Source organism: Paenibacillus nanchangensis, assembly GCF_046543445.1.
GTDB lineage: Bacteria > Bacillota > Bacilli > Paenibacillales > Paenibacillaceae > Paenibacillus_AQ > Paenibacillus_AQ nanchangensis.
Genome location: NZ_JBHOFD010000008.1, coordinates 73,789 through 92,701, shown reverse-complemented (window position 1 = coordinate 92,701; position 18,913 = coordinate 73,789). Strand labels below are relative to the sequence as shown.

Annotated in this window: 15 protein-coding genes and 1 pseudogene; 12 read left to right on the top strand and 4 right to left on the bottom strand. The window is 56.7% G+C overall.

The window, feature by feature from the left end; translation table 11 throughout:
• The first annotated feature begins 153 nt into the window (after positions 1-153).
• The 7 genes from argC (at position 154) to argH (ending at position 9,118) form a co-directional block, all read left to right on the top strand.
• Positions 154-1,200: an N-acetyl-gamma-glutamyl-phosphate reductase gene (argC, locus tag ACE6ED_RS08085; RefSeq protein WP_410826599.1), complete on the top strand. Its 1,047-nt coding sequence runs from the start codon at positions 154-156 to the stop codon at positions 1,198-1,200.
• 78 nt (positions 1,201-1,278) lie between these two features.
• Complete coding sequence (gene argJ, locus ACE6ED_RS08080) at positions 1,279-2,514, top strand: bifunctional ornithine acetyltransferase/N-acetylglutamate synthase (RefSeq protein ID WP_410826598.1); 1,236 nt, start codon at positions 1,279-1,281, stop codon at positions 2,512-2,514.
• A gap of 33 nt (positions 2,515-2,547) precedes the next feature.
• Positions 2,548-3,384 (top strand): acetylglutamate kinase, encoded by an 837-nt coding sequence (gene argB, locus ACE6ED_RS08075; RefSeq protein WP_410826597.1) that lies wholly within the window; start codon positions 2,548-2,550, stop codon positions 3,382-3,384.
• A 442-nt stretch (positions 3,385-3,826) separates the two neighbouring features.
• Positions 3,827-5,149, top strand: a complete 1,323-nt coding sequence (locus tag ACE6ED_RS08070) for an aspartate aminotransferase family protein (protein ID WP_410826596.1) — start codon at positions 3,827-3,829, stop codon at positions 5,147-5,149.
• Positions 5,150-5,215: 66 nt separating this feature from the next.
• A complete protein-coding gene (argF, locus tag ACE6ED_RS08065) occupies positions 5,216-6,178 on the top strand; it encodes an ornithine carbamoyltransferase (protein ID WP_410826595.1) in 963 nt (320 codons plus the stop codon).
• 165 nt (positions 6,179-6,343) lie between these two features.
• Complete coding sequence (locus ACE6ED_RS08060) at positions 6,344-7,579, top strand: argininosuccinate synthase (RefSeq protein ID WP_410826594.1); 1,236 nt, start codon at positions 6,344-6,346, stop codon at positions 7,577-7,579.
• Between the two features lie 117 nt (positions 7,580-7,696).
• A complete protein-coding gene (gene argH / locus ACE6ED_RS08055) occupies positions 7,697-9,118 on the top strand; it encodes an argininosuccinate lyase (RefSeq protein WP_410826593.1) in 1,422 nt (473 codons plus the stop codon).
• 460 nt (positions 9,119-9,578) lie between these two features.
• Here argH and ACE6ED_RS08050 read toward each other — a convergent pair whose 3' ends face one another.
• Positions 9,579-10,367 (bottom strand): alpha/beta hydrolase, encoded by a 789-nt coding sequence (locus tag ACE6ED_RS08050; RefSeq protein WP_410826592.1) that lies wholly within the window; start codon positions 10,365-10,367, stop codon positions 9,579-9,581.
• Between the two features lie 233 nt (positions 10,368-10,600).
• Between ACE6ED_RS08050 and ACE6ED_RS08045 the strand changes: the two genes are divergently transcribed.
• Positions 10,601-11,167: a DL-endopeptidase inhibitor IseA family protein gene (locus ACE6ED_RS08045; RefSeq protein ID WP_410826591.1), complete on the top strand. Its 567-nt coding sequence runs from the start codon at positions 10,601-10,603 to the stop codon at positions 11,165-11,167.
• A 251-nt stretch (positions 11,168-11,418) separates the two neighbouring features.
• Here ACE6ED_RS08045 and ACE6ED_RS08040 read toward each other — a convergent pair.
• The 3 genes and pseudogenes from ACE6ED_RS08040 to ACE6ED_RS08030 all read right to left on the bottom strand — a co-directional run.
• Positions 11,419-11,546, bottom strand: a pseudogene (locus ACE6ED_RS08040) (IS5/IS1182 family transposase); the annotation flags it as partial.
• A gap of 501 nt (positions 11,547-12,047) precedes the next feature.
• Positions 12,048-12,440 carry a CBS domain-containing protein gene (locus ACE6ED_RS08035; protein ID WP_410826590.1) on the bottom strand — a complete coding sequence of 131 codons (393 nt, stop codon included), beginning with the start codon at positions 12,438-12,440 and terminating at the stop codon, positions 12,048-12,050.
• A gap of 172 nt (positions 12,441-12,612) precedes the next feature.
• Positions 12,613-14,043 (bottom strand): VanW family protein, encoded by a 1,431-nt coding sequence (locus ACE6ED_RS08030; protein WP_410826589.1) that lies wholly within the window; start codon positions 14,041-14,043, stop codon positions 12,613-12,615.
• 262 nt (positions 14,044-14,305) lie between these two features.
• Here ACE6ED_RS08030 and ftsE point away from each other — a divergent pair, with 262 nt between their 5' ends.
• The 4 genes from ftsE (at position 14,306) to ACE6ED_RS08010 (ending at position 18,856) form a co-directional block, all read left to right on the top strand.
• Positions 14,306-14,992, top strand: coding sequence for a cell division ATP-binding protein FtsE (ftsE, locus tag ACE6ED_RS08025; protein WP_410826588.1), 687 nt, complete (start codon positions 14,306-14,308; stop codon positions 14,990-14,992).
• Positions 14,982-15,896 (top strand): permease-like cell division protein FtsX, encoded by a 915-nt coding sequence (gene ftsX, locus ACE6ED_RS08020; protein ID WP_410826587.1) that lies wholly within the window; start codon positions 14,982-14,984, stop codon positions 15,894-15,896. Before ftsE ends, ftsX begins: the two co-directional genes overlap by 11 nt.
• A gap of 56 nt (positions 15,897-15,952) precedes the next feature.
• The gene (locus tag ACE6ED_RS08015) at positions 15,953-17,290 is read left to right on the top strand and encodes a murein hydrolase activator EnvC family protein (protein WP_410826586.1); all 1,338 of its coding nucleotides are present in this window, start codon (positions 15,953-15,955) and stop codon (positions 17,288-17,290) included.
• 78 nt (positions 17,291-17,368) lie between these two features.
• Positions 17,369-18,856, top strand: a complete 1,488-nt coding sequence (locus ACE6ED_RS08010) for a S41 family peptidase (protein WP_410826585.1) — start codon at positions 17,369-17,371, stop codon at positions 18,854-18,856.
• The last annotated feature ends 57 nt before the right edge of the window (positions 18,857-18,913 follow it).

Sequence of the window (18,913 nt, the reverse complement as noted above, 5' to 3'; positions counted from 1 at the left end):
AACGCCAGTCGCTACAGCTAACATTCCTTGTTGTATTTATATAAGTCCGGTTGTATAATAATACAATATTACAGAGCGGGTATACATGGGACCGGAGAGCCGGAAATAAGATGGGTAGAGAACATCGGCTACATATAGGGGAGTGGGGAGAACATGGAACAAGTAAGAGCCGCGATTGTGGGATCGACGGGGTATGGGGGCGTGGAGCTGATCCGGCTGCTGCAGCAGCATCCTAAGGTGGAGATTACATCCGTGATTTCGTCTTCGAGCGCCGGGACACCGCTGGAGGAAGGGTTTCCGCATTTAACCGGGATTATTGCAAGGCCGCTTGACGGTGTTGTGCCGGAGGAAATTGCTTCCCGGGCAGACGTGGTTTTCACCGCGACGCCTTCAGGCGTCAGCGCAAAGCTGGTTCCCGGGCTGCTGAACGCCGGGCTGAAGGTGATAGATTTGTCCGGGGATTTTCGGCTGAAGGATGGAAGTGAATATGAAACGTGGTATAAGCATCCTGCACCAGATGCCGCTATTTTGGATGAGGCCGTATACGGGCTATGCGAAATCTACGGAGACAAGGCAGCGGGCGCACGCTTCATCTCGAACCCCGGCTGCTATCCAACTGCAACGCTGCTTGGTCTGATTCCGGCGGTCGCAGAGGGTTGGATCCGGCCGGAGAGCCTGATTATTGATGCAAAATCCGGAGTGTCGGGCGCAGGGAGAGGAACAAGCCTGACTGTCCATTACGCTGAAATTAATGAAAATTTTAAAGCATATAAAGTAAACCGCCATCAGCATATTCCCGAAATCGAGCAGGTGCTGACGGATGCGGCGGGCCGTAAGGTTACGGTGACGTTCACCACGCAGCTGGTGCCGATGACGCGGGGGATCATGAGTACAATGTACGCGGAGATGACGGGCGAATACACTGAGGAAGACTTTATTCAGCTCTACCTCAAGTATTATGCGGGCCGTCCTTTTGTCCGAATCCGGAATGCGGGGATCTGGCCGGCGACCAAAGAAGTGAGCGGGTCGAACTACTGCGACATCGGTTTTGCGGCGGATGCGCGGACGGGGCGGATTACGATTTTTTCGGTGATCGACAATGTGGTTAAGGGAGCGGCGGGCCAGGCGATTCAGAATCTGAATCTGATGCAAGGCTGGGAGGAAACGCTTGGTCTTGGATTTACACCGGTATATCCTTGAGAGGGATTAAGGCTAAGGCAGAAGGATCAGCCATTTTAATTAATGATGCGTGGATGTGCGCGGGGATGGGAGCGGGAAATGAAGACGATGAGCGAGCAGCAGTTATACCGTGTTATAGAAGGAAGTGTAACGACGCCACGCGGGTTTCAGGCAGGAGGCCTGCACTGCGGATTAAAAAAAACCGATCGGAACGACCTGGCGGCCATCGTCTGCGAGGTTCCGGCGGTAGCGGCTGCGGTGTATACGACGAATATTTTTCAGGCGGCGCCGCTGAAAGTGACGCGCGACAGTCTCCAGGACGGCACGCTCCGCGCGGTGATCGTCAACAGCGGCAACGCCAATGCCTGCACCGGGGAGCAGGGGGAAGCCGACGCTTATGAAATGCGCTTCCGTTTGGCCGAAAAGCTGGGGTTACAAGAGCAGTCTGTTGCGGTCGCTTCAACCGGCGTGATTGGCGAGCTGCTGAATATGGATGCGGTGCGGGGAGGAATTGCTTCGCTGCCAGAGAAACTGGACGGGAGCGCCAATGGGGCAGAGCAGTTTTGCCAGGCGATTTTAACAACCGATCTCGTAAAAAAAGAAGCCTGCGTCCGGGTCACCATCGACGGCGAAGAAGTCACGATTGCAGGCGCCGCTAAAGGCTCGGGCATGATTCATCCCAATATGGCGACGATGCTCGGCTTCATGACGACCGACGCCGCCATTGACGGGGAGTCGCTGCATACGCTGCTGCGGCAGGCGACGGACGTCACCTTCAACATGATTACGGTCGACGGGGACACCAGCACCAACGACATGCTGCTCGCTATGGCGAGCGGGCTCGCGGGTAACCGGCAGCTGTCGCCGGCCCATCCGGACTGGGAGGTGTTTGCGGAAGGCTTTACCTACGTCTGCCGCACCCTGGCTCAAGCGATTGCCCGTGACGGGGAAGGCGCAACCCGGCTGATCGAGGTTGCGGTCAACGGTGCGGTGGACGATCAGGCGGCGCGGGCGATCGCTAAAACGGTCATCGGTTCCAGCCTCGTCAAATCGGCCGTATTCGGCGCCGACGCCAACTGGGGGCGGATCATTGCGGCCGTTGGACGCGCAGGCGTACCGGTTTCGCCAGAAGCCGTCGACATTTCGCTCGGCGAGATCGAGGTGCTGCGCCGGTCCAGACCGGTAGCGTTTGACGAAGACGCGGCGCTTGCTTATTTGCAGGGCGATACGGTGCGGATTACCGTTACCCTGAACGACGGCGGCGGAACGGCGACGGCGTGGGGCTGTGATTTGACGTACGATTACGTCCGGATCAACGCCGCTTACCGCACGTAGGCTGCAGGCGGATGAACGGAGAGGATGCGGAAGATGACTTTTTCTATAGATCAGAGTTTTGAGCAAGATGCACCCGGCTTGTTCGTGATGAAGTGCGGAGGCAGCACACTTGCGGAACTGCCGGATTCTTTTTTTGACGATTTGGCGGAGCTGCAGCAGTCGGGTGCTAAGCCGGTCATTCTCCACGGCGGCGGTCCGGCGATTTCGGAGAATTTGAGCCGGCTGGGCATCGAAAGCCGGTTCGTCGGCGGCCTGCGGGTGACGACGGAAGCGGTGCTGGATGTCGTCGAAATGACGCTGGCCGGGAGCCTCAACAAGGCGATTGTCCGGCGGATTCAGCGGCACGGCGCCCAGGCGCTTGGCTTGTCGGGAACAGACGGACGTCTGCTGACAGCCCGGCCTGTAGCGAACAGTGCAGAAGTGGGACTCGTCGGACAGGTGACGGAGGTCAACGCGGCGCTTATCCGTTCCATTGCGGGGATGGGCTATATACCCGTTATTGCGCCGGTTGGCATCGGCGAAGACGGCACGCGGTACAACATCAACGCGGATACCGCGGCAGGGGCGGTCGCTTCGGCAATCCGTTCGCCGAGGATGATTGTGGTAACCGATGTGCCGGGAGTTCTCGGCACTGTGAACGGCGTTAAGGCGGTGCTGCCGGCGGTTACGCCCGAGACCATCGAAGCGATGATTGCGAGCGGGGAAATTTATGGCGGCATGATCCCGAAGGTGCGGGCCGCACTGGACTGCTTGCAGGGGGAAGTTGCCGAGGTGATTATCGCGGACGGCAAGGAGCCCCGGGTGCTGAGCCGGATTGTGAACGGCGAGCTGCTGGGAACGCGGATTGTAAAAGAAAGCCGATACGTGTAGCCGGCAGGACGGCAATGTGGTGAAGTTAGTAGGCGCGGCTGTATGCCCCTAATCCGGAGCGGCTATCTGACATATAGACTGAACCAATGAATGACAGAAAAAAAAGATAGCACGCGGCGATTGGATACTTACGGAGCAAGACGCTCGCGTTATTTTCGGAGGTTCTGCCACTAATTCATCTAGATAGGACTGTTGCAAAACAGGAAAGAGGAGAAGGCACGGAGGCAATTTGGAGATGTAGGAGCGAACGCGTTTGCCTTTATTTTCGGAGTTCTCCCGCTATACGGGACTACCATTCAAGAACTCTGAAAATAACAGCAACCGGAAGTCCCAAATTGGCCGCAGTGACTGCTCCGCTCCAACTGTGTGCCTTCAGTTCGATCTAGGTGGGACCACCATGCTCGGATAAAAACTGTACGGATTATAGAAGGAGGAGATGGAGATGAACAAACTTACACAGTTGGATGAACAGGCGAAGACCGGAGGAACTCAGCCGGCCGCTAAGGGTCTGACAACGGTTGATCAGTCTGCGGGAGAGCAAATCTCGAGCGGGCAAACGGCGGGAGCAGAGGGAGCGGACCAGAAGCTGGCTGCGATTTTTCCCTCCTATGCCCGGTATGATCTCAGCCTGGTAAAGGGCAAGGGCAGCTGGGTCTGGGACGACCAGGGGAACAAATATCTTGATTTTACCTGCGGACTGGCCGTAACCAGCCTGGGTCATGCGCCGGAAAAAGTGGGCGAGAAGCTGAAGGCGCAGATCGATACGCTGTGGCATATCTCCAATCTGTTCCACAGCCCCGGCCAGGACAAGGTGGCGCGTCTGTTGACCGAAAACAGCTGCGCAGACCAGGTTTTTTTCTGCAACAGCGGGGCGGAAGCGAATGAAGCGGCGATCAAACTGGCCCGCCGCTACCACCAAAAAATCAAGGGCACCGGTCGTTACGAAATCATTACCTTCGAGCAGTCCTTTCACGGCCGGACGCTGGCGACGCTGACCGCGACGGGCCAGCAGAAGGTGAAGGACGGCTTCCTGCCGCTGCCGGCCGGATTCAAGACCGTGCCGCTGCATGATCTGCCGGCGCTGAAGGAAGCGATCAGCGAGCATACGGCCGCGATCATGCTGGAGATGGTGCTTGCCGAAGGCGGCGTGCTGGAGGTGGAGCCGGAGTTCTTGAAAGAGGTCGAGGCGCTCTGCAAGGAGCATGGCCTGCTGCTGATTGTGGACGAGGTGCAGACGGGCATGGGCCGGACGGGCAAGCTGTTCGCCCATCAGCATTACGGAGTCGAACCTGATATTTTCACTTTGGCCAAAGGCATTGCCAGCGGGTTCCCCGCGGGCGTGATGCTGGGCAAAGGTTATCTGCGCGAGGCGTTTTCGGCGGGCAGCCACGCTTCGACCTTTGGCGGTACACCACTGGCGACGGCGGCGATGGCCGCGACGATTGAGACGATGCTGGAGGAGAAGCTGCCGGAACGCGGAGCCGAGATGGGAGCTTATCTCAAAGAGCGGCTGAATGCGGTACTTGCGGACTGCTCTTTTGTCACCGATATCCGGGGAAAAGGGCTGCTGATCGGTATCGAATGCCGGGAGCCGGTAGGCGAAATCGTCCTGCGCGGGCAAAAACGGGGCCTGCTGTTCGTGACCGCCGGGACCCATGTGGTCCGGCTGCTGCCGAACCTGTACGTCAGCAAAGAGGAAGTCGACCAGGCGGTAGACATCCTGAGCGATCTGCTTCATACTTATGCTCAAGAAACGCAGGGCTAAAGCGGCGGCAACACGGCAAAGAAAAGTCCAGAACACGACGGGAATCAAAGAGCGGGAGGCAAACGGATGAGTCAGGGAGTGCAAAATCAAACGCTGCAGAGCGCCCTCAAGGGGCGGGATTTGCTGGAGCTGAACGATTATACGCCGGAGGAGATCCGCTATTTGCTGGATCTGGCGATCGAACTGAAGGCTAAACAGAAGAATGGGGAAATCTATCAGCCGCTGAAGGGCAAGACGGTGGGGCTTATTTTTGAAAAATCCTCCACCCGGACAAGGGTGTCCTTTGAAGTCGGCACGTATCAGCTGGGAGGACACGCGTTGTTCCTGAGCAGCGCTGACATCCAGATCGGACGCGGCGAGACGATTGCCGATACTGCGCGGGTGCTGTCCCGTTATTTAGACGGGATTATGATCCGCACCTACGGCCACAACAAGGTGGAGGAGCTGGCGAAATACGCAAGCGTGCCCGTGATCAACGGGCTCAGCGACGCGGCGCATCCGTGCCAGGTGCTGGCCGACTTTCAGACCGTGCTGGAACACAAAGGCCGGCTGAAAGGGCTGAAGCTCGCTTTTGTCGGCGACGGAAACAACATGGCGCATTCGCTGCTGCTTGGCGGGGCGAAGCTGGGCGTGCATGTGGCGGTAGCGGGACCTGCAGGTTATGAGCCTGATCCGGCTGTGGTGGCGGAAGCCCAGGCGATTGGCAAGGAAACCGGCGCGGAAATTACTGTAACGCGCAGCCCGGAAGAAGCGGTGCGTGACGCGGACATTCTCTACACGGATGTGTGGGCGAGCATGGGCTTTGAAGCCGAACAGCTGGCCCGCGAAGCGGCGTTCAAAGACTACCAAGTGAACGAGGAGCTGGCGCGTCTGGCCAAGCCGGACTATTTGTTCCTGCACTGTCTGCCCGCGCACCGGGGGGAAGAAGTGAGCGAGGGTGTGATTGACGGCCCGAACTCGGTGATTTTTGACCAGGCTGAGAACCGGCTGCATGCCCAAAAAGCGCTGATGGCCGCGCTGATCGGGTAACCGCGTACGCATTTTCTGCGTACCTGTATCTCGCACATACATCATACAGCTATATCATGTATTGCACACATACCGCGCAGACAGCGCGAATAATCGCAGTATTTCTTCGTTAATAAATCGAACCAGGGATTCGGGCAGTTTTGAACAGGAAAGGAAGTTATGATCATGGCCAAGGAAAAAATCGTGCTTGCCTACTCGGGCGGGCTGGACACCTCTGTTATTTTGAAGTGGCTTAAGGAAACGTACGATGCGGAAATTATCGCCTTCACCGCAGACATCGGGCAAAAGGAAGAGCTCGACGGTCTGGAGGAAAAAGCGCTGGCAACCGGCGCCTCGAAGGTCTACATCGACGACCTGCGTGCGGAGTTTGCGAAGGATTTCATTTACCCGATGTTCCAGGCGGGCGCGCTGTATGAAGGGCAGTATCTGCTCGGCACCAGCATCGCCCGTCCGCTAATCGCCAAACGCATGGTGGATATCGCCATTGCGGAAGGCGCCACGGCCATCGCGCACGGCGCGACCGGCAAAGGCAACGACCAGGTGCGGTTTGAGCTGAACGCGGCGGCGCTGTCGCCAAGCATTCAGGTTATCGCGCCGTGGCGGCTGGAGGCGTTCCGGAGCCGCTTCCCGGGGCGGGCGGAGATGATCGCTTATGCCGAGGAGAACGGCATTCCGGTCCAGGCGTCCGCGGCCAAACCGTATTCGATGGACCGCAACCTGCTGCACATCAGCTACGAAAGCGGCGTGCTGGAGGATCCGTGGTTCGATGCAAGCGCACCGGAGAACAAAGACATGTTCCTGCTGAGCGCTTCGCCGGAGGATGCGCCGGATGAAGCCGAATACGTCGAGCTGGAATTCCTTAAGGGCAACTGCGTGGCAATCAACAGCCAGCCGCTGACCCCGCTTGAGGTCATGGAGAAGCTGAACGAGCTGGGCGGCAAACACGGAATCGGCCGCGTCGATATGGTGGAGAACCGTTTTGTCGGCATGAAAAGCCGGGGCGTGTACGAGACGCCGGGCGGAACGATTTTGTTCACGGCGCACCGAAAAATGGAGTCCATCACGATGGACCGCGAAGTCATGAGCCTGCGCGACAGCCTGATCACCCGTTACAGCAACCTGGTCTACAACGGCTTCTGGTTTGCGCCGGAACGCCTGGCGCTGCAGGCGCTGGTCACCGAAAGCCAAAAAAATGTGACCGGCACGGTCCGCGTGAAGCTGTACAAAGGCAACATCATCGCCGCCGGCGTCAAAAGCCCGGTCAGCCTGTACAATCCGCAGATCGCTACGATGGAAGCGGACCCGACTCAAGCTTACGACCAGGGAGACGCTACCGGCTTTATCCGCCTGAATGCGCTGCGGCTTAAAGTCTCCGCGGGCGTCAACCAGGAAAACCAGTAACCAATGGCAGTTGTTGGACTGCATCATAATAAATAAGCAGGACTTATGAGCCGGCCGTTCCTTGATCCAAGCGATCTGGGGGCGGCCCTCTAATGTCCGGGAGGGGGAAATTCGGACGTGAGCAAGCTGTGGGGCGGACGATTTACAAAAGGAACCGACAAACTGGTGGAGGAATACACGGCATCCATCGGTTTTGACAAAGCGCTGGCGGAAGAGGATGTGCAGGGAAGCCTGGCCCATGTGGCTATGCTGGGCAAATGCGGCATCATTCCGCAGGAAGATGCGGAGACGATCCGGGCGGGCCTGCTGAAGGTGCTGGAGAAGGTAAAAGCGGGCGAAATCGAATTTTCCGTATCGGATGAAGACATTCATATGAACATTGAAAAACATCTGATTGCGGAAGTGGGGCCGGTAGGCGGAAAGCTGCATACGGGACGCAGCCGGAACGATCAGGTGGCGACAGATATGCATCTCTATTTGCGGGAGCGGGTCGTGCAGCTGACCGGACTGCTGCATGCGCTGCAGGAAGCGCTCATCGGGCAGGCTAAAGACAATGTGGACACGATTGTCCCGGGTTATACGCATCTGCAGCGGGCTCAGCCGATTTTGTTCGCCCATCACCTGATGGCTTATGTGTCGATGTTCCGCAGAGACGCTGAACGGCTGACCGACAGCTATAAGCGGATCAACGTGCTGCCGCTGGGGGCGGGAGCGCTAGCCGGTACTACCTTCCCGATCGACCGTCATTTTGTGGCGGAGCAGCTCGGATTCGAAGGCGTGTACGAAAACAGTCTGGATGCGGTCAGCGACCGTGATTTTATCGTGGAGTTTCTGGCCAACGCATCGCTGATTATGACCCATCTCTCCCGGCTGAGCGAAGAGCTGGTCTTGTGGAGCAGTACGGAATTCGGGTTCGTTGAGCTGGATGACGCGTTTTGTACGGGCAGCAGCATTATGCCGCAGAAAAAAAATCCCGACGTTCCCGAGCTGGTCCGCGGCAAAACGGGACGGGTATACGGCAACCTGATGGGACTGCTTACCGTGCTGAAGTCGCTGCCGCTGGCGTACAACAAGGACATGCAGGAAGACAAGGAAGGCATGTTCGACACGGTGACCACGCTGACGGGGGCGCTTCAGCTGTTTGCGCCGATGATCGCCACCATGAAGGTGAACAAGGGAAGAATGCGGGAAGCGGTTAATACCGACTTTTCCAACGCGACGGATATCGCCGATTTCCTGGTGGGCAAAGGACTGCCGTTCCGCCAGGCGCATGAAGTGATCGGCAAAACGGTGCTCTACTGCATCCAGGAGGGCAAATACCTGCTGGATCTGACGCTGGACGAATTCCGGACCTTCTCGCCGCTGTTTGATGAAACCATCTACACGGTGCTACAGCCGGAGACGGTGGTCAACGCCCGGAACGTGTACGGCGGAACGGCAACGGCCCAGGTAACTGCGGCCATTGCACGTGCGGAGGATGCGCTGGCTGAAGCCCGGCTGTGGGTTGAAGAGCGTTCCAAAGCGGGGACGCCGGAGTAAATCGGTGTAACTATCGATGTAACTAATTGGTATAACTAACAATCGGGCGGCCCTGAACGTCCGTCTGAGATACAAAACGGCTCTGTCCTGTTCCATTGAACGGGATAGAGCCGTTTTTTAGGTGATGGAGATAACGGGGCTGGTTGCGGCAATGCGTAACGAAGCAGTGTACCGAAACAGCGTACCGAAGCAGTATACCGAAACAGGGTAACGAAGCAGCATACCGCCGAAACAGAGTACCGAAACGGCGTACCGAAGCAGCATACCGAAGTCGAGTGCCAAAGCTGAGCAGAAACCAGGCAGTGTCACCGTTTGAACAGCACTTTGGCGGAAAATTGCGTTCATAACCTCTGCACCGGTGGTCAGCTCATTCCGCGGGTGACCTGGACATCGGGCCCATAGGTGATTTCACCGGCAAGTTCATCCAGCAGGTGGCCTCGGTGGCCAGCCCATCCCCAGCTTAACGTTTCTTCAGCGGCAGCCAGGCGAGCACATCCTGAATTTTTGCGTCCCAATAATCCCAGGTATGACCGCCTGGGCCTTCTTCGTACGTTAAGTCGAGCGATGTGCGGCTGCAAGCCTCGCGGAACGTTACATTGTCCCGGTACAAAAAGTCTTCCGTTCCGCAGCACTGATACAGCAGCGGCTTTGGCCCCGGCGACCGGTCGCAGTCCTCAAGCAGCCACAGGAGATCGTTGGGAGTGCCGCTGATGTCGTCTTTGCCGAATATAAGGTCATATTCAGGCGTCCGCTGTGTGGGATCCTCCCAGTTCATGAAGTGATGCGCCATATCCAGCGCCCCCGACAGGCTGGCTGCGGCCGAAAATGCATCCGGGCGCCGAAGTCCAAGCTTCATGGCGCCGTAGCCGCCCATACTGAGTCCGGCCACAAAGTTGTCGGCCCGGTCATGCGACAGCGGAAAGAAGGAGCGGGCCAGCGCGGGCAGCTCCTCGCTGATAAAGGTCCAGTATCTCCCTCCATCAGCCATATCGGTATAAAAACTGCGGTGAACCTGCGGCATGACAACCGCCAGCCCCAGCTCGGCAACATACCGCTCGATTGAGGTGCGGCGCAGCCAGATGGAGTCATCGTCCGAGAGGCCGTGCAGCAAAAACAGCACCGGGTGGCGGGTTCCCCTGGCCATGTTATTCATTCCAATCTGCGAGGTGGTCTGCTGCGGCAAAATCACATGCATTGAGGTGCTGAGCCCCAGAACCTCTGAATAAAAACGGCATTCAATCAGAGCCATTCCCAATTCTCCCCTGTCTTATGTACTCTTCGCCCACATCATATCACAGGGCGCAGACAAGGAATATTGGATAAATAAACAGTTTTCTTCGGTGGAGAGGAGTGCGGCAGCCTTGCGGCAAAAAGACACCAACTTTCCGTTTCTTCATAGGTTATTATTGGGTATGTAACTTTACAAGGCAGGAATTTAATCTCCTGCTAACCTGTATACATAACCGAAGGAGGTCACTCTTAATGAAGAAAAGATGGAAGGCGATCCCGTTTGCATTATCCCTGGCGCTGATGGCCGGCGGAGCAGCGGAATTAACCGCGCAGCCGGCTGCGGCCGCGGCGAATTTTAACCCGACCCAGATCAACAACCTGACCCCAAGCACGATTATTCCGCTGGTGGTCAAAGCCAAGGCGGTTTACGATTACACCAGCAGAGGCGGCAAAGGGACCTGGGAAAAGTTCACCTATAAAGGTACCGAGTACCGCTACCTGTCCCGGGAGCTGGGAACCCGTTCGCAGCTGCTGCATTTCGTGAAGCAGTCGTATACACACAATGCGGCGGTTTATTATGCGCAAATGCAGTTTTTGGAGCATGACGGACGTATGGCACAGGTGAATGTGAACCTCGACGGTACATTGGATTATGCAAAAGCGACAGCCCGGATGGTGTCCAAAAATGCGGAAACCGCAGTATACGAGCTGAGCGTGCCCCATTTGAACGCCCCTACGGAGATTGACGTAGTGGTAGTGAAGCTTAAGAAAGTGAGCGGCTATTGGAGAGTTGACATGTCGCCGGCCGTATTATTCTAGTACACGTTCACGTGAAAAACGCGCCATTACTTTGTTGAAGCCGGGAGCTGCTTAATCCGCCCGGAAGCGGGAGGGCAATCGGCGTATACGTAGGTGCTTACGTTGAACTTAAGTGCTCAGGCTGAACTTAAGTGCTCAGGCTGAACATACGTGTTAACGCAGATTGAACGTATATAGCAGAGCACCGGCAGAAAGAACCCTGGATTCTCGGGGTTCTTTTTTTGTGGGCGAACTAGAGTCTGTACGCAAACTTATTTCAGCCATAACCTCATCGAAATCAACGCCAAAAATCCTTGAACACGCTCGCTGTCTTGTCATAGCGGGTTGCCAAACGCCGATAATTTTTCATTTTATTAAAAAAGCATTCACGCTTCAGATTTCATCCCAGATTCCCGCCTTTTGTAGAGCCAGAGAAAGTAGGGGTACAAGTGTACGGACACAGGATACCTTATTTGCTGATTATCCCGTGTTTTGGCAAAGTTTCGGACTCAGCTGCAGCTATTTACGCGGAGAATCCATAGTTTGTATGTTTTCGGTACGAATAACGGACCTGGAGTCCGTCAGGCATTACCAAAGCCCAAGAATTTCAGAAATAACGTCCGCTGGGTCCGGAAAGACCTCCGTATCGCTTGGCCTCCGTATCGCGTACTGTGGTAATCCGCTGCGGGTGTGTCACAGGAGAGGGTGCGTAGATTGATCTGACAATAATAAACAGGTGTAGATCCAGGGTGTAGATTCAGGGTTGATAGCATTTCGTAACCCATCACGGAATCGTTTGACTGACCCTTATTTTCTTAATTTATAGTTTGCGTACACACCCTAAAGGAGTGATTGTCATATAAAAATAAAAAAATCGCCCTATGGGGCGAACGGTGTGGACTTACAGCTTGGAGGCGGGAATTACGCCTGCGTACCGTCCGCTGTCGGTAATAACGACAAACGGGCCGGGAGGGCTTCCAGCTGATGTCCGGACCCGGTTGCGCACAAGCGCCGGTTCTTCGTCCAGGCTGGCGGACGGGAACTCGGGGTTCATCAGCGAGACGACCGGCGCGCGGGAGTACCGTTCCGGCCCGGCGGGCCCGGTCATCAGCGCGAACAAGCGGCTGCAATTGAGCAGACCGACAGGATGGCCCGAAGAATCGCAGACTGCGATCACTTTGGCCTGCGGATGTTCGAACACGACGCGCAGCGCGCAGCGGCCAGTGCAGGCGGAGTCGATCCGGGGGCTGGATTCCAGCAATTCGGCAAGCGGCGTTTGGACGGTTGATAGCATAAGCTTCTTCCTCTCTGAGTTAAGACGTTCCTCTATTATGAAGCTGAAGTGTTAACCCCGCTGCCCGGATTCGTGAACCGCCCGTAAAATTTCCGCAGCCGTTAACTATATAGCTGTCCAACAGGCAGGCCGGTTTACAGGCGCCGTCCGCGTTTCAATCCGGCGCTTGCAGTCAGGGCTCGATTCTGGCGCTGATGCCGTCCTCCACGGGCGGCTTGGCAGACCCCCGGGGGGCCGCGGCTCCGCCGGCCTGCTTCGGGTTCACGGCAATGACGCGCGGCTGCGGCCGGTACACGTCACGGGACAGCTGCTTGGTTTCTATGATTTTGCCGTTTTCCCGGCGAATCAGCACCGTCTCCACCACATAACCCGGCTTACCCGCCCTGATGACCCGGATGGCTCCGGGAGGTAAAGACGGATCGGGGATTCGCTTGTCCCCCGGCGGAATAAGCTCTACCTTAACCGGCCGGGCTTCATAGGTGATGTTCCGCGGAAAGGTCCCGAACAGCTTGACCGTCAGCGTCCGTCCTTCTACGGCGGCTGCAACCGCCAGATGTTTGCCGGTGGTGTTGCGGAACCGGAAGTTGATGGAGCCGGTGGCGAAGGTTGCATCCAGCCCTTTGGGCAGGTAATTTACAGGTGCGGAATGGTTGCGCCGCTCGACAATCTCCAGTCCCACGCGCAGTGCGGCATTATACAGCGTGCTGGAGACCTGGCATATTCCGCCGCCGGTTCCGGGTACCACCTGCCCGCCCACGATGACCGGCGCCTCGCGGAAGCCGTAGCGGCCCGCGGCGCGCTCGATGATTTTACCGTAGTCGAAGACGTCGCCGGGAGCGAGCACGGTGCCGTTCAGCGCTTTGGCCGCTGCTTCCACATTATGCGTCCGGCCCGGGCCGCTTGCGCCAAGCGAGGTGCGGAACTCGGCGATCTTGCGTTCCACGCCCTCCTTTTTCAAGGACTCTACGGTAACCTGAGGCGGGGCAGCTGCAAGAGGAACCTTTACGGTAACCGTCTCCGTTTGGTCCAGCGCAGAAAAATCTCTGGGGAGGACGGCGGTGAGTGCAAGCGCAAAAGCATTCCAGTCAATCCGCAGCGCGGTCTGCTCAGGGATGTAGCGGATCCGGTCATCCGGCGAGATGCGGCGTTCGGCATTAACGGGGTCCCCGAAGGCTTTCCGCTCCCAGGCAGCATCAAGCTTCTGCCGCAGCGCTGCGGTATCCCAGTCTGCCCGGATTGTCCAGTCTGCGGACAGCCTGCTCCGGGCTTTCAGCCGGCTGGTCAAACTTCCGGTTTCCGTTGCGGCCAGAGCGTGCAAAAAATTGTCCGCCCCAAACTCCGCCCCTGCCTCACCAAACGTCATGCGAAGCTCCTGCCCGGTCTCAAAGGTAAGCGCCACCGGCAGGGCGGACAGCCGTTCCAGCCTGTCCCGCAGCTCCCGGCGAACCGTCTCCTTGTCCGCTCCGCCAACTTCCCAGCCTCCCACGGCGATATTGCCGGGAAGCGTATGCTGCCCCGCAAAAAGGCTGAGGCCGCCATAAAGCAGCGACAGTACGAGAATTAAAGAAGCGGCAAGAATGAGCGCGGCGTGCAATTTTTTCATGGGCAGAACTCCTTTGCTGATTTGGCGGCGGAAGGCCGGAAACATACAGTTCCCCCGGCATACGGCCGATATATATTGTTGGACCCCGGACTGGCGGGAGCACGTTATTTATGTATATGCCTTCCTATTGCCAAACTTGCGGGTACTCAAGCGGTTACGAATTTGTTACAATAGATATGTTGCGTTCTTTCCGCAGGATATGCGGATTAGCGGCGCAAGCTGTCAAATGCCGGTAGAAGATGTCATAACGGGAAGTGATGAAATGATCGAAATGCAGGATGTGTGGAAGACCTATCCGAACGGCACTCATGCGCTGCGCGGGGTTTCCGTCAAGATCGACCGCAATGAATTTGTCTATATCGTCGGCCCGTCGGGGGCGGGCAAATCGACGTTTATGAAATTGATATATAGAGAAGAAGTGCCGACCAAAGGCCAAATTTCCGTTAACGGTTTCAACATCGGCAAACTAAAGCCGCGCAAGATTCCTTATGTACGGCGCAATATCGGCGTAGTGTTTCAGGATTTCCGGCTGCTGCCGAAGCTGACAGCCTACGAGAACGTCGCTTTCGCCATGGAGGTTATCGAAGCGCCGAAACGGCAGATCCGCAAGCGGGTCAACGAAGTGCTGGATCTGGTCGGCCTGCGGGCGAAGGCGAACCGTGAACCGTCCCAGCTGTCCGGCGGGGAACAGCAGCGCATCGCGATAGCGCGGGCGATTGTGAACAATCCCTCCGTCATTGTGGCGGACGAGCCGACAGGCAATTTGGACCCGGAGACGTCTTGGGGCATTATGCAGCTGCTGGATGAAATTAATTTTCGGGGCACAACGATCGTCATGGCTACGCACAACAGGGATATCGTGAACAAAATGCGCAAACGCGTCATCGCCATTGAAGGCGGCAATATTGTCAGAGACCAGTTGAGAGGGGAATACGGTTATGAGTTTTAAAACCTTCTTGCGACACTTGCGGGAAGGCTTCAAAAACGTATTCCGCAACGGATGGATGTCCGTAGCCTCCATTACGTCGATTGTCGTCTCGCTGCTTGTCTTGGGCGTTTTTATTTTGCTCGTGCTGAATGTGAATAGCATTGCCGACAGGGCTGACAGCCAGGTCGAGATCAACGTCTATCTGGAAATCGGTACGGACCAGCAGGTCCGGGAAGCGGTCCAAAGCGAAATCGCCGCGATGCCGGAGGTCAGCAAAATCGAATATGTGCCGAAGGAGCAGGGGCTGGCGGAATTCCGCGAGTATATGGGGGAGGAAGCCGGCGAGATTCTGGATACCTTCGACAAGGATAACAACCCGTTGCCCGATGCGTTCCGGGTGCAGGTGATCGAACCTACAACGGCTCCGTTTGTGGCCGAGAAGATCCAGAAGCTGAACGACGGATACGACAACAAGCCGATCTACAAGGTCAAGTACGGGGAAGGCATTGTGGAGACGCTGTTCAAAGTTACGCGCACTGTGCGCAATATCGGTTTTATTTTTGTAGCGGGCCTTGCCCTGATGTCCATGTTCCTCATTTCCAACACAATCCGGGTCACCATTTTGGCCCGCCGCAGGGAAATCGGAATCATGAAGCTGGTGGGGGCGACCAATGCGTTTATCCGATGGCCGTTTTTTGTCGAAGGAGCGCTGATTGGTCTGCTCGGTTCCCTGGTAACCCTGGGTATTCTGTATGTAGGCTACAGCAGTCTGGAAACGTCCTTAAGCGGCGATATTACGCTGGGGCTGAGGCTCGTTTCGTTCCATGAACACGGGCTGCTGATATCGGGTCTGCTGGTCGGACTCGGAGTATTGATCGGCATTTGGGGCAGTACCGTGTCGATCCGCCGGTTTTTGAAGGTGTAAATGTCGGATAGCAGGACCAACCAATTTTATTTAAGACAAAGGATGGGGAACGCGAGTTGAAAAAGATCGCCGCCGGATTAGCCGCCTTGGTGCTGGCAGTCGCCGTATTCCAACCCTCTGACGGATATGCCAAAAAAACAAGCGTCGCCGAGATCGACAAGCAGCTTAAAGCGCTGCAGCAGCAGGTCCAGGCCGCCAAGCAGCAGCAGCAGCAGGCTGCGTCGCAGAAGCAGGAAGCGCAGCATTACAAGAATAAGACCAATCTGAATCTGCAGTATGTGCTGGATCAGATCAATCTGGTGAAGAATGAAATGGGCGAGATTTCGGGCAAAATCAAAGATACCGAAGGCGCCCTGAAGTCGACCGCTGCCGAGCTGGACGCCGCCGAAGAGCGGGTCGCCAGCCGGGAGAAGCTGCTGGAATCCCGGATTCGTCTCATGTACACCGACGGCACGGTATCTTATCTGGATGTGCTGCTGTCGGCAACCAGCTTTTCCGATTTTCTGGACCGGGCGGACTCGCTGAAGATGATTGTTGACCAGGATGAAGACCTGCTGGATCAGCATAAGCGGGACAAGGAAATGGTCATCGAGAAGAAACAGCAGCTCGAAGGACAATATGCGATGGCGAAGCAGCTCTACACCGATCTGGAAGAGAAACGCAGCACACTGAAGGAAAAGGAAGCGGAGAAGCAGCAGCTTATCGCATATTACGATGAGCAGATCCAGGAAGCCAACGACATCGATGAAGAGCAGGATGCCCAGCTGGTGGCGCTGGCTAACCAGAGATCGGCGCTCCAGCAGGAGAAGGACAAGCTGAAGGCGGAGGAAGCGGCGCGCAGAGCGGCAGCGGCCAAAGCAGCGGCTGCAAAAAAAGCGGCTGAGCTTGCGGCCAAGAAAGCGGCGGAAGAAAAAGCCGCAGCGGCAAACCGTGCTTCGTCGCCGCGCAAAAGCGTGGCTTCGGTCCGCTCCGCGGCGGAGGAGAATTTCTCCGGCAGCGGCGGTCCGCTGCTGATGCCGGTCGGTTCGGCCCGGATCTCCTCCGGCTATGGCTACCGGACGCATCCGGTTACCGGTGAGCGGGGCAAAATGCATACTGGTGTCGACTTTGCGGTTCCGCAGGGGACAAGCATTCATGCTGCCGATTCGGGTATCGTTATTGTTGCCGAATGGTGGAGCGGATACGGCAACTGTGTCATTATCGACCACGGCGGCGGCATGTGGACACTGTACGGGCATATCCGCGAAGGCGGTATTATGGTAAGCGTCGGCGACCGGGTGGAGCGCGGACAAGTTGTCGCCGAGTCGGGATCGACCGGACGTTCTACCGGACCGCATCTGCACTTTGAAGTGCGGAACGGCGGCAAGCCGGTAGATCCGATGCCTTATCTGTAAGCAGATCTGATTTCATTCATAGAACACGGCGTACTGGCGTATACTGAGTGAATAGACTATGAAGGGACGGTGCGATCTATGATGAAGAAGAGCACAGCGGCCTATCTGGTAATTGTCTCCCTGCTGTGCGGAAGCCTGCTGACGCTGACGCTGACGGGACAGCTGCCGCTTGGCAATGGACAAGCCGCAGGGCAGGCAACCGGCCAAGGGCTGCTCGCCGCTCCTCCCCAAAGTGCGGGAGGCCTGCGGGAAGCGGAAGCGCAGAAGCTGGGCACCGCCCTTGATTTAATAGAAGGCAACTACTACCAAGAGGTGGACCGCACGAAGCTGATTGACGGTGCGGTCAACGGAATGATGGAAGCGCTGGGCGATCCATACTCCAACTACATGGCGAAGGAAACCGCGCAGAAGTTTGAAGAGAGCATTGAAGGCTCTTTCTCGGGAATTGGCGCCGAAGTATCGTCCGAAAACGGCCGGGTTATGGTCGTCTCTCCGATCAAAGGTTCTCCCGCCGAAAAAGCCGGAATTCAAGCCAAAGACATCATTCTGTCAGTGAACGGGGAATCGCTTGAAGGTCTGGAGCTGAACGCGGCGGTCGCCAAAATTCGCGGACCCAAAGGCAGCAAGGCTGTGCTGAAAATTCAGCGTGCCGGTTCGGCAGAGCCAATGACCTTTAACATCGTGCGCGGGGACGTGAAGCTGGAGACTGTTTATGCGAAGCTGGAAAAAGACGGCGTCGGCGTGATCGAAGTTACCCAGTTCTCCATGAATACCGCGGAACGCTTCAAAGAAGAAATCGCCAACCTGGAGAAGAAGGGCATGAAGGGCCTCGTTATAGACGTCCGGAACGATCCGGGCGGCGTACTGCCGGTTGTTATCGAAATGGCCGAGCAGTTTGTTCCCAAAGGCAAAACGATCGTTCAAGTGGACCAAAAAGGCAGACCCCGCGATGTCAGCCGGTCGGAAGGATCGAGCAAGCCGTATCCGGTGAACGTGCTGATTAACAAAGGCAGTGCCAGCGCGTCCGAAATTTTAGCAGGGGCGCTGCAGCAGTCGGCCGGAGCCAAACTAATCGGCGAGCATTCTTTTGGCAAAGGTACGGTGCAGACGAGCTTTGAGGAGCAGCTGCGCGACGGCAGCCTGCTGAAAATTACCATCGCCAAGTGGCTCACTCCAAATGGAAGCTGGATTCACGGCAAAGGAATCGAGCCGGACATTCCAGTGGCGCAGCCGGATTACTACACAGTAGCGCAAATTAGCAAGAAGGCGACGCTGAAGTTCAATATGAACAGCTCCGATGTCAAGAATGCTCAGGTCATGCTGGACGGCCTTGGCTACAAGCCTGGCCGCAAGGACGGGTACTTCGACACTGGGACGAAAGCTGCGGTGAAGAAATTCCAGACGGCGGCCAAACTTAAGAGCACCGGCGAAATTGATGCGGCTACGGCGGAAGCGCTGGAAGCGGCATTGATCAAGAAAATCCAGAGTCCCGAAAGCGACAACCAGCGCAACCGGGCCATTCAGGAAATCCGGAAGGAAATCAAGGCGCAGGCGTCGAAATCATAAGCAAGGCGAAAGAAGAAGGCTCTCGCAGCCTTCTTTTTTTAGAATGGACGAATGGGA

Bases quoted from the DNA above. Each gene is read 5' to 3' on its own strand.
- argJ (WP_410826598.1), top strand. From the start codon at position 1,279: ATGAAGACGATGAGCGAGCAGCAGTTATACCGTGTTATAGAAGGAAGT.
- ACE6ED_RS08050 (WP_410826592.1), bottom strand. From the start codon at position 10,367: ATGGCTCTGATTGAATGCCGTTTTTATTCAGAGGTTCTGGGGCTCAGC.
- ACE6ED_RS08035 (WP_410826590.1), bottom strand. From the start codon at position 12,440: ATGCTATCAACCGTCCAAACGCCGCTTGCCGAATTGCTGGAATCCAGC.
- argC (WP_410826599.1), top strand. From the start codon at position 154: ATGGAACAAGTAAGAGCCGCGATTGTGGGATCGACGGGGTATGGGGGC.
- argF (WP_410826595.1), top strand. From the start codon at position 5,216: ATGAGTCAGGGAGTGCAAAATCAAACGCTGCAGAGCGCCCTCAAGGGG.
- argB (WP_410826597.1), top strand. From the start codon at position 2,548: ATGACTTTTTCTATAGATCAGAGTTTTGAGCAAGATGCACCCGGCTTG.
- ACE6ED_RS08010 (WP_410826585.1), top strand. From the start codon at position 17,369: ATGATGAAGAAGAGCACAGCGGCCTATCTGGTAATTGTCTCCCTGCTG.
- ACE6ED_RS08030 (WP_410826589.1), bottom strand. From the start codon at position 14,043: ATGAAAAAATTGCACGCCGCGCTCATTCTTGCCGCTTCTTTAATTCTC.
- ACE6ED_RS08045 (WP_410826591.1), top strand. From the start codon at position 10,601: ATGAAGAAAAGATGGAAGGCGATCCCGTTTGCATTATCCCTGGCGCTG.
- ftsX (WP_410826587.1), top strand. From the start codon at position 14,982: ATGAGTTTTAAAACCTTCTTGCGACACTTGCGGGAAGGCTTCAAAAAC.
- ftsE (WP_410826588.1), top strand. From the start codon at position 14,306: ATGATCGAAATGCAGGATGTGTGGAAGACCTATCCGAACGGCACTCAT.
- ACE6ED_RS08070 (WP_410826596.1), top strand. From the start codon at position 3,827: ATGAACAAACTTACACAGTTGGATGAACAGGCGAAGACCGGAGGAACT.
- ACE6ED_RS08060 (WP_410826594.1), top strand. From the start codon at position 6,344: ATGGCCAAGGAAAAAATCGTGCTTGCCTACTCGGGCGGGCTGGACACC.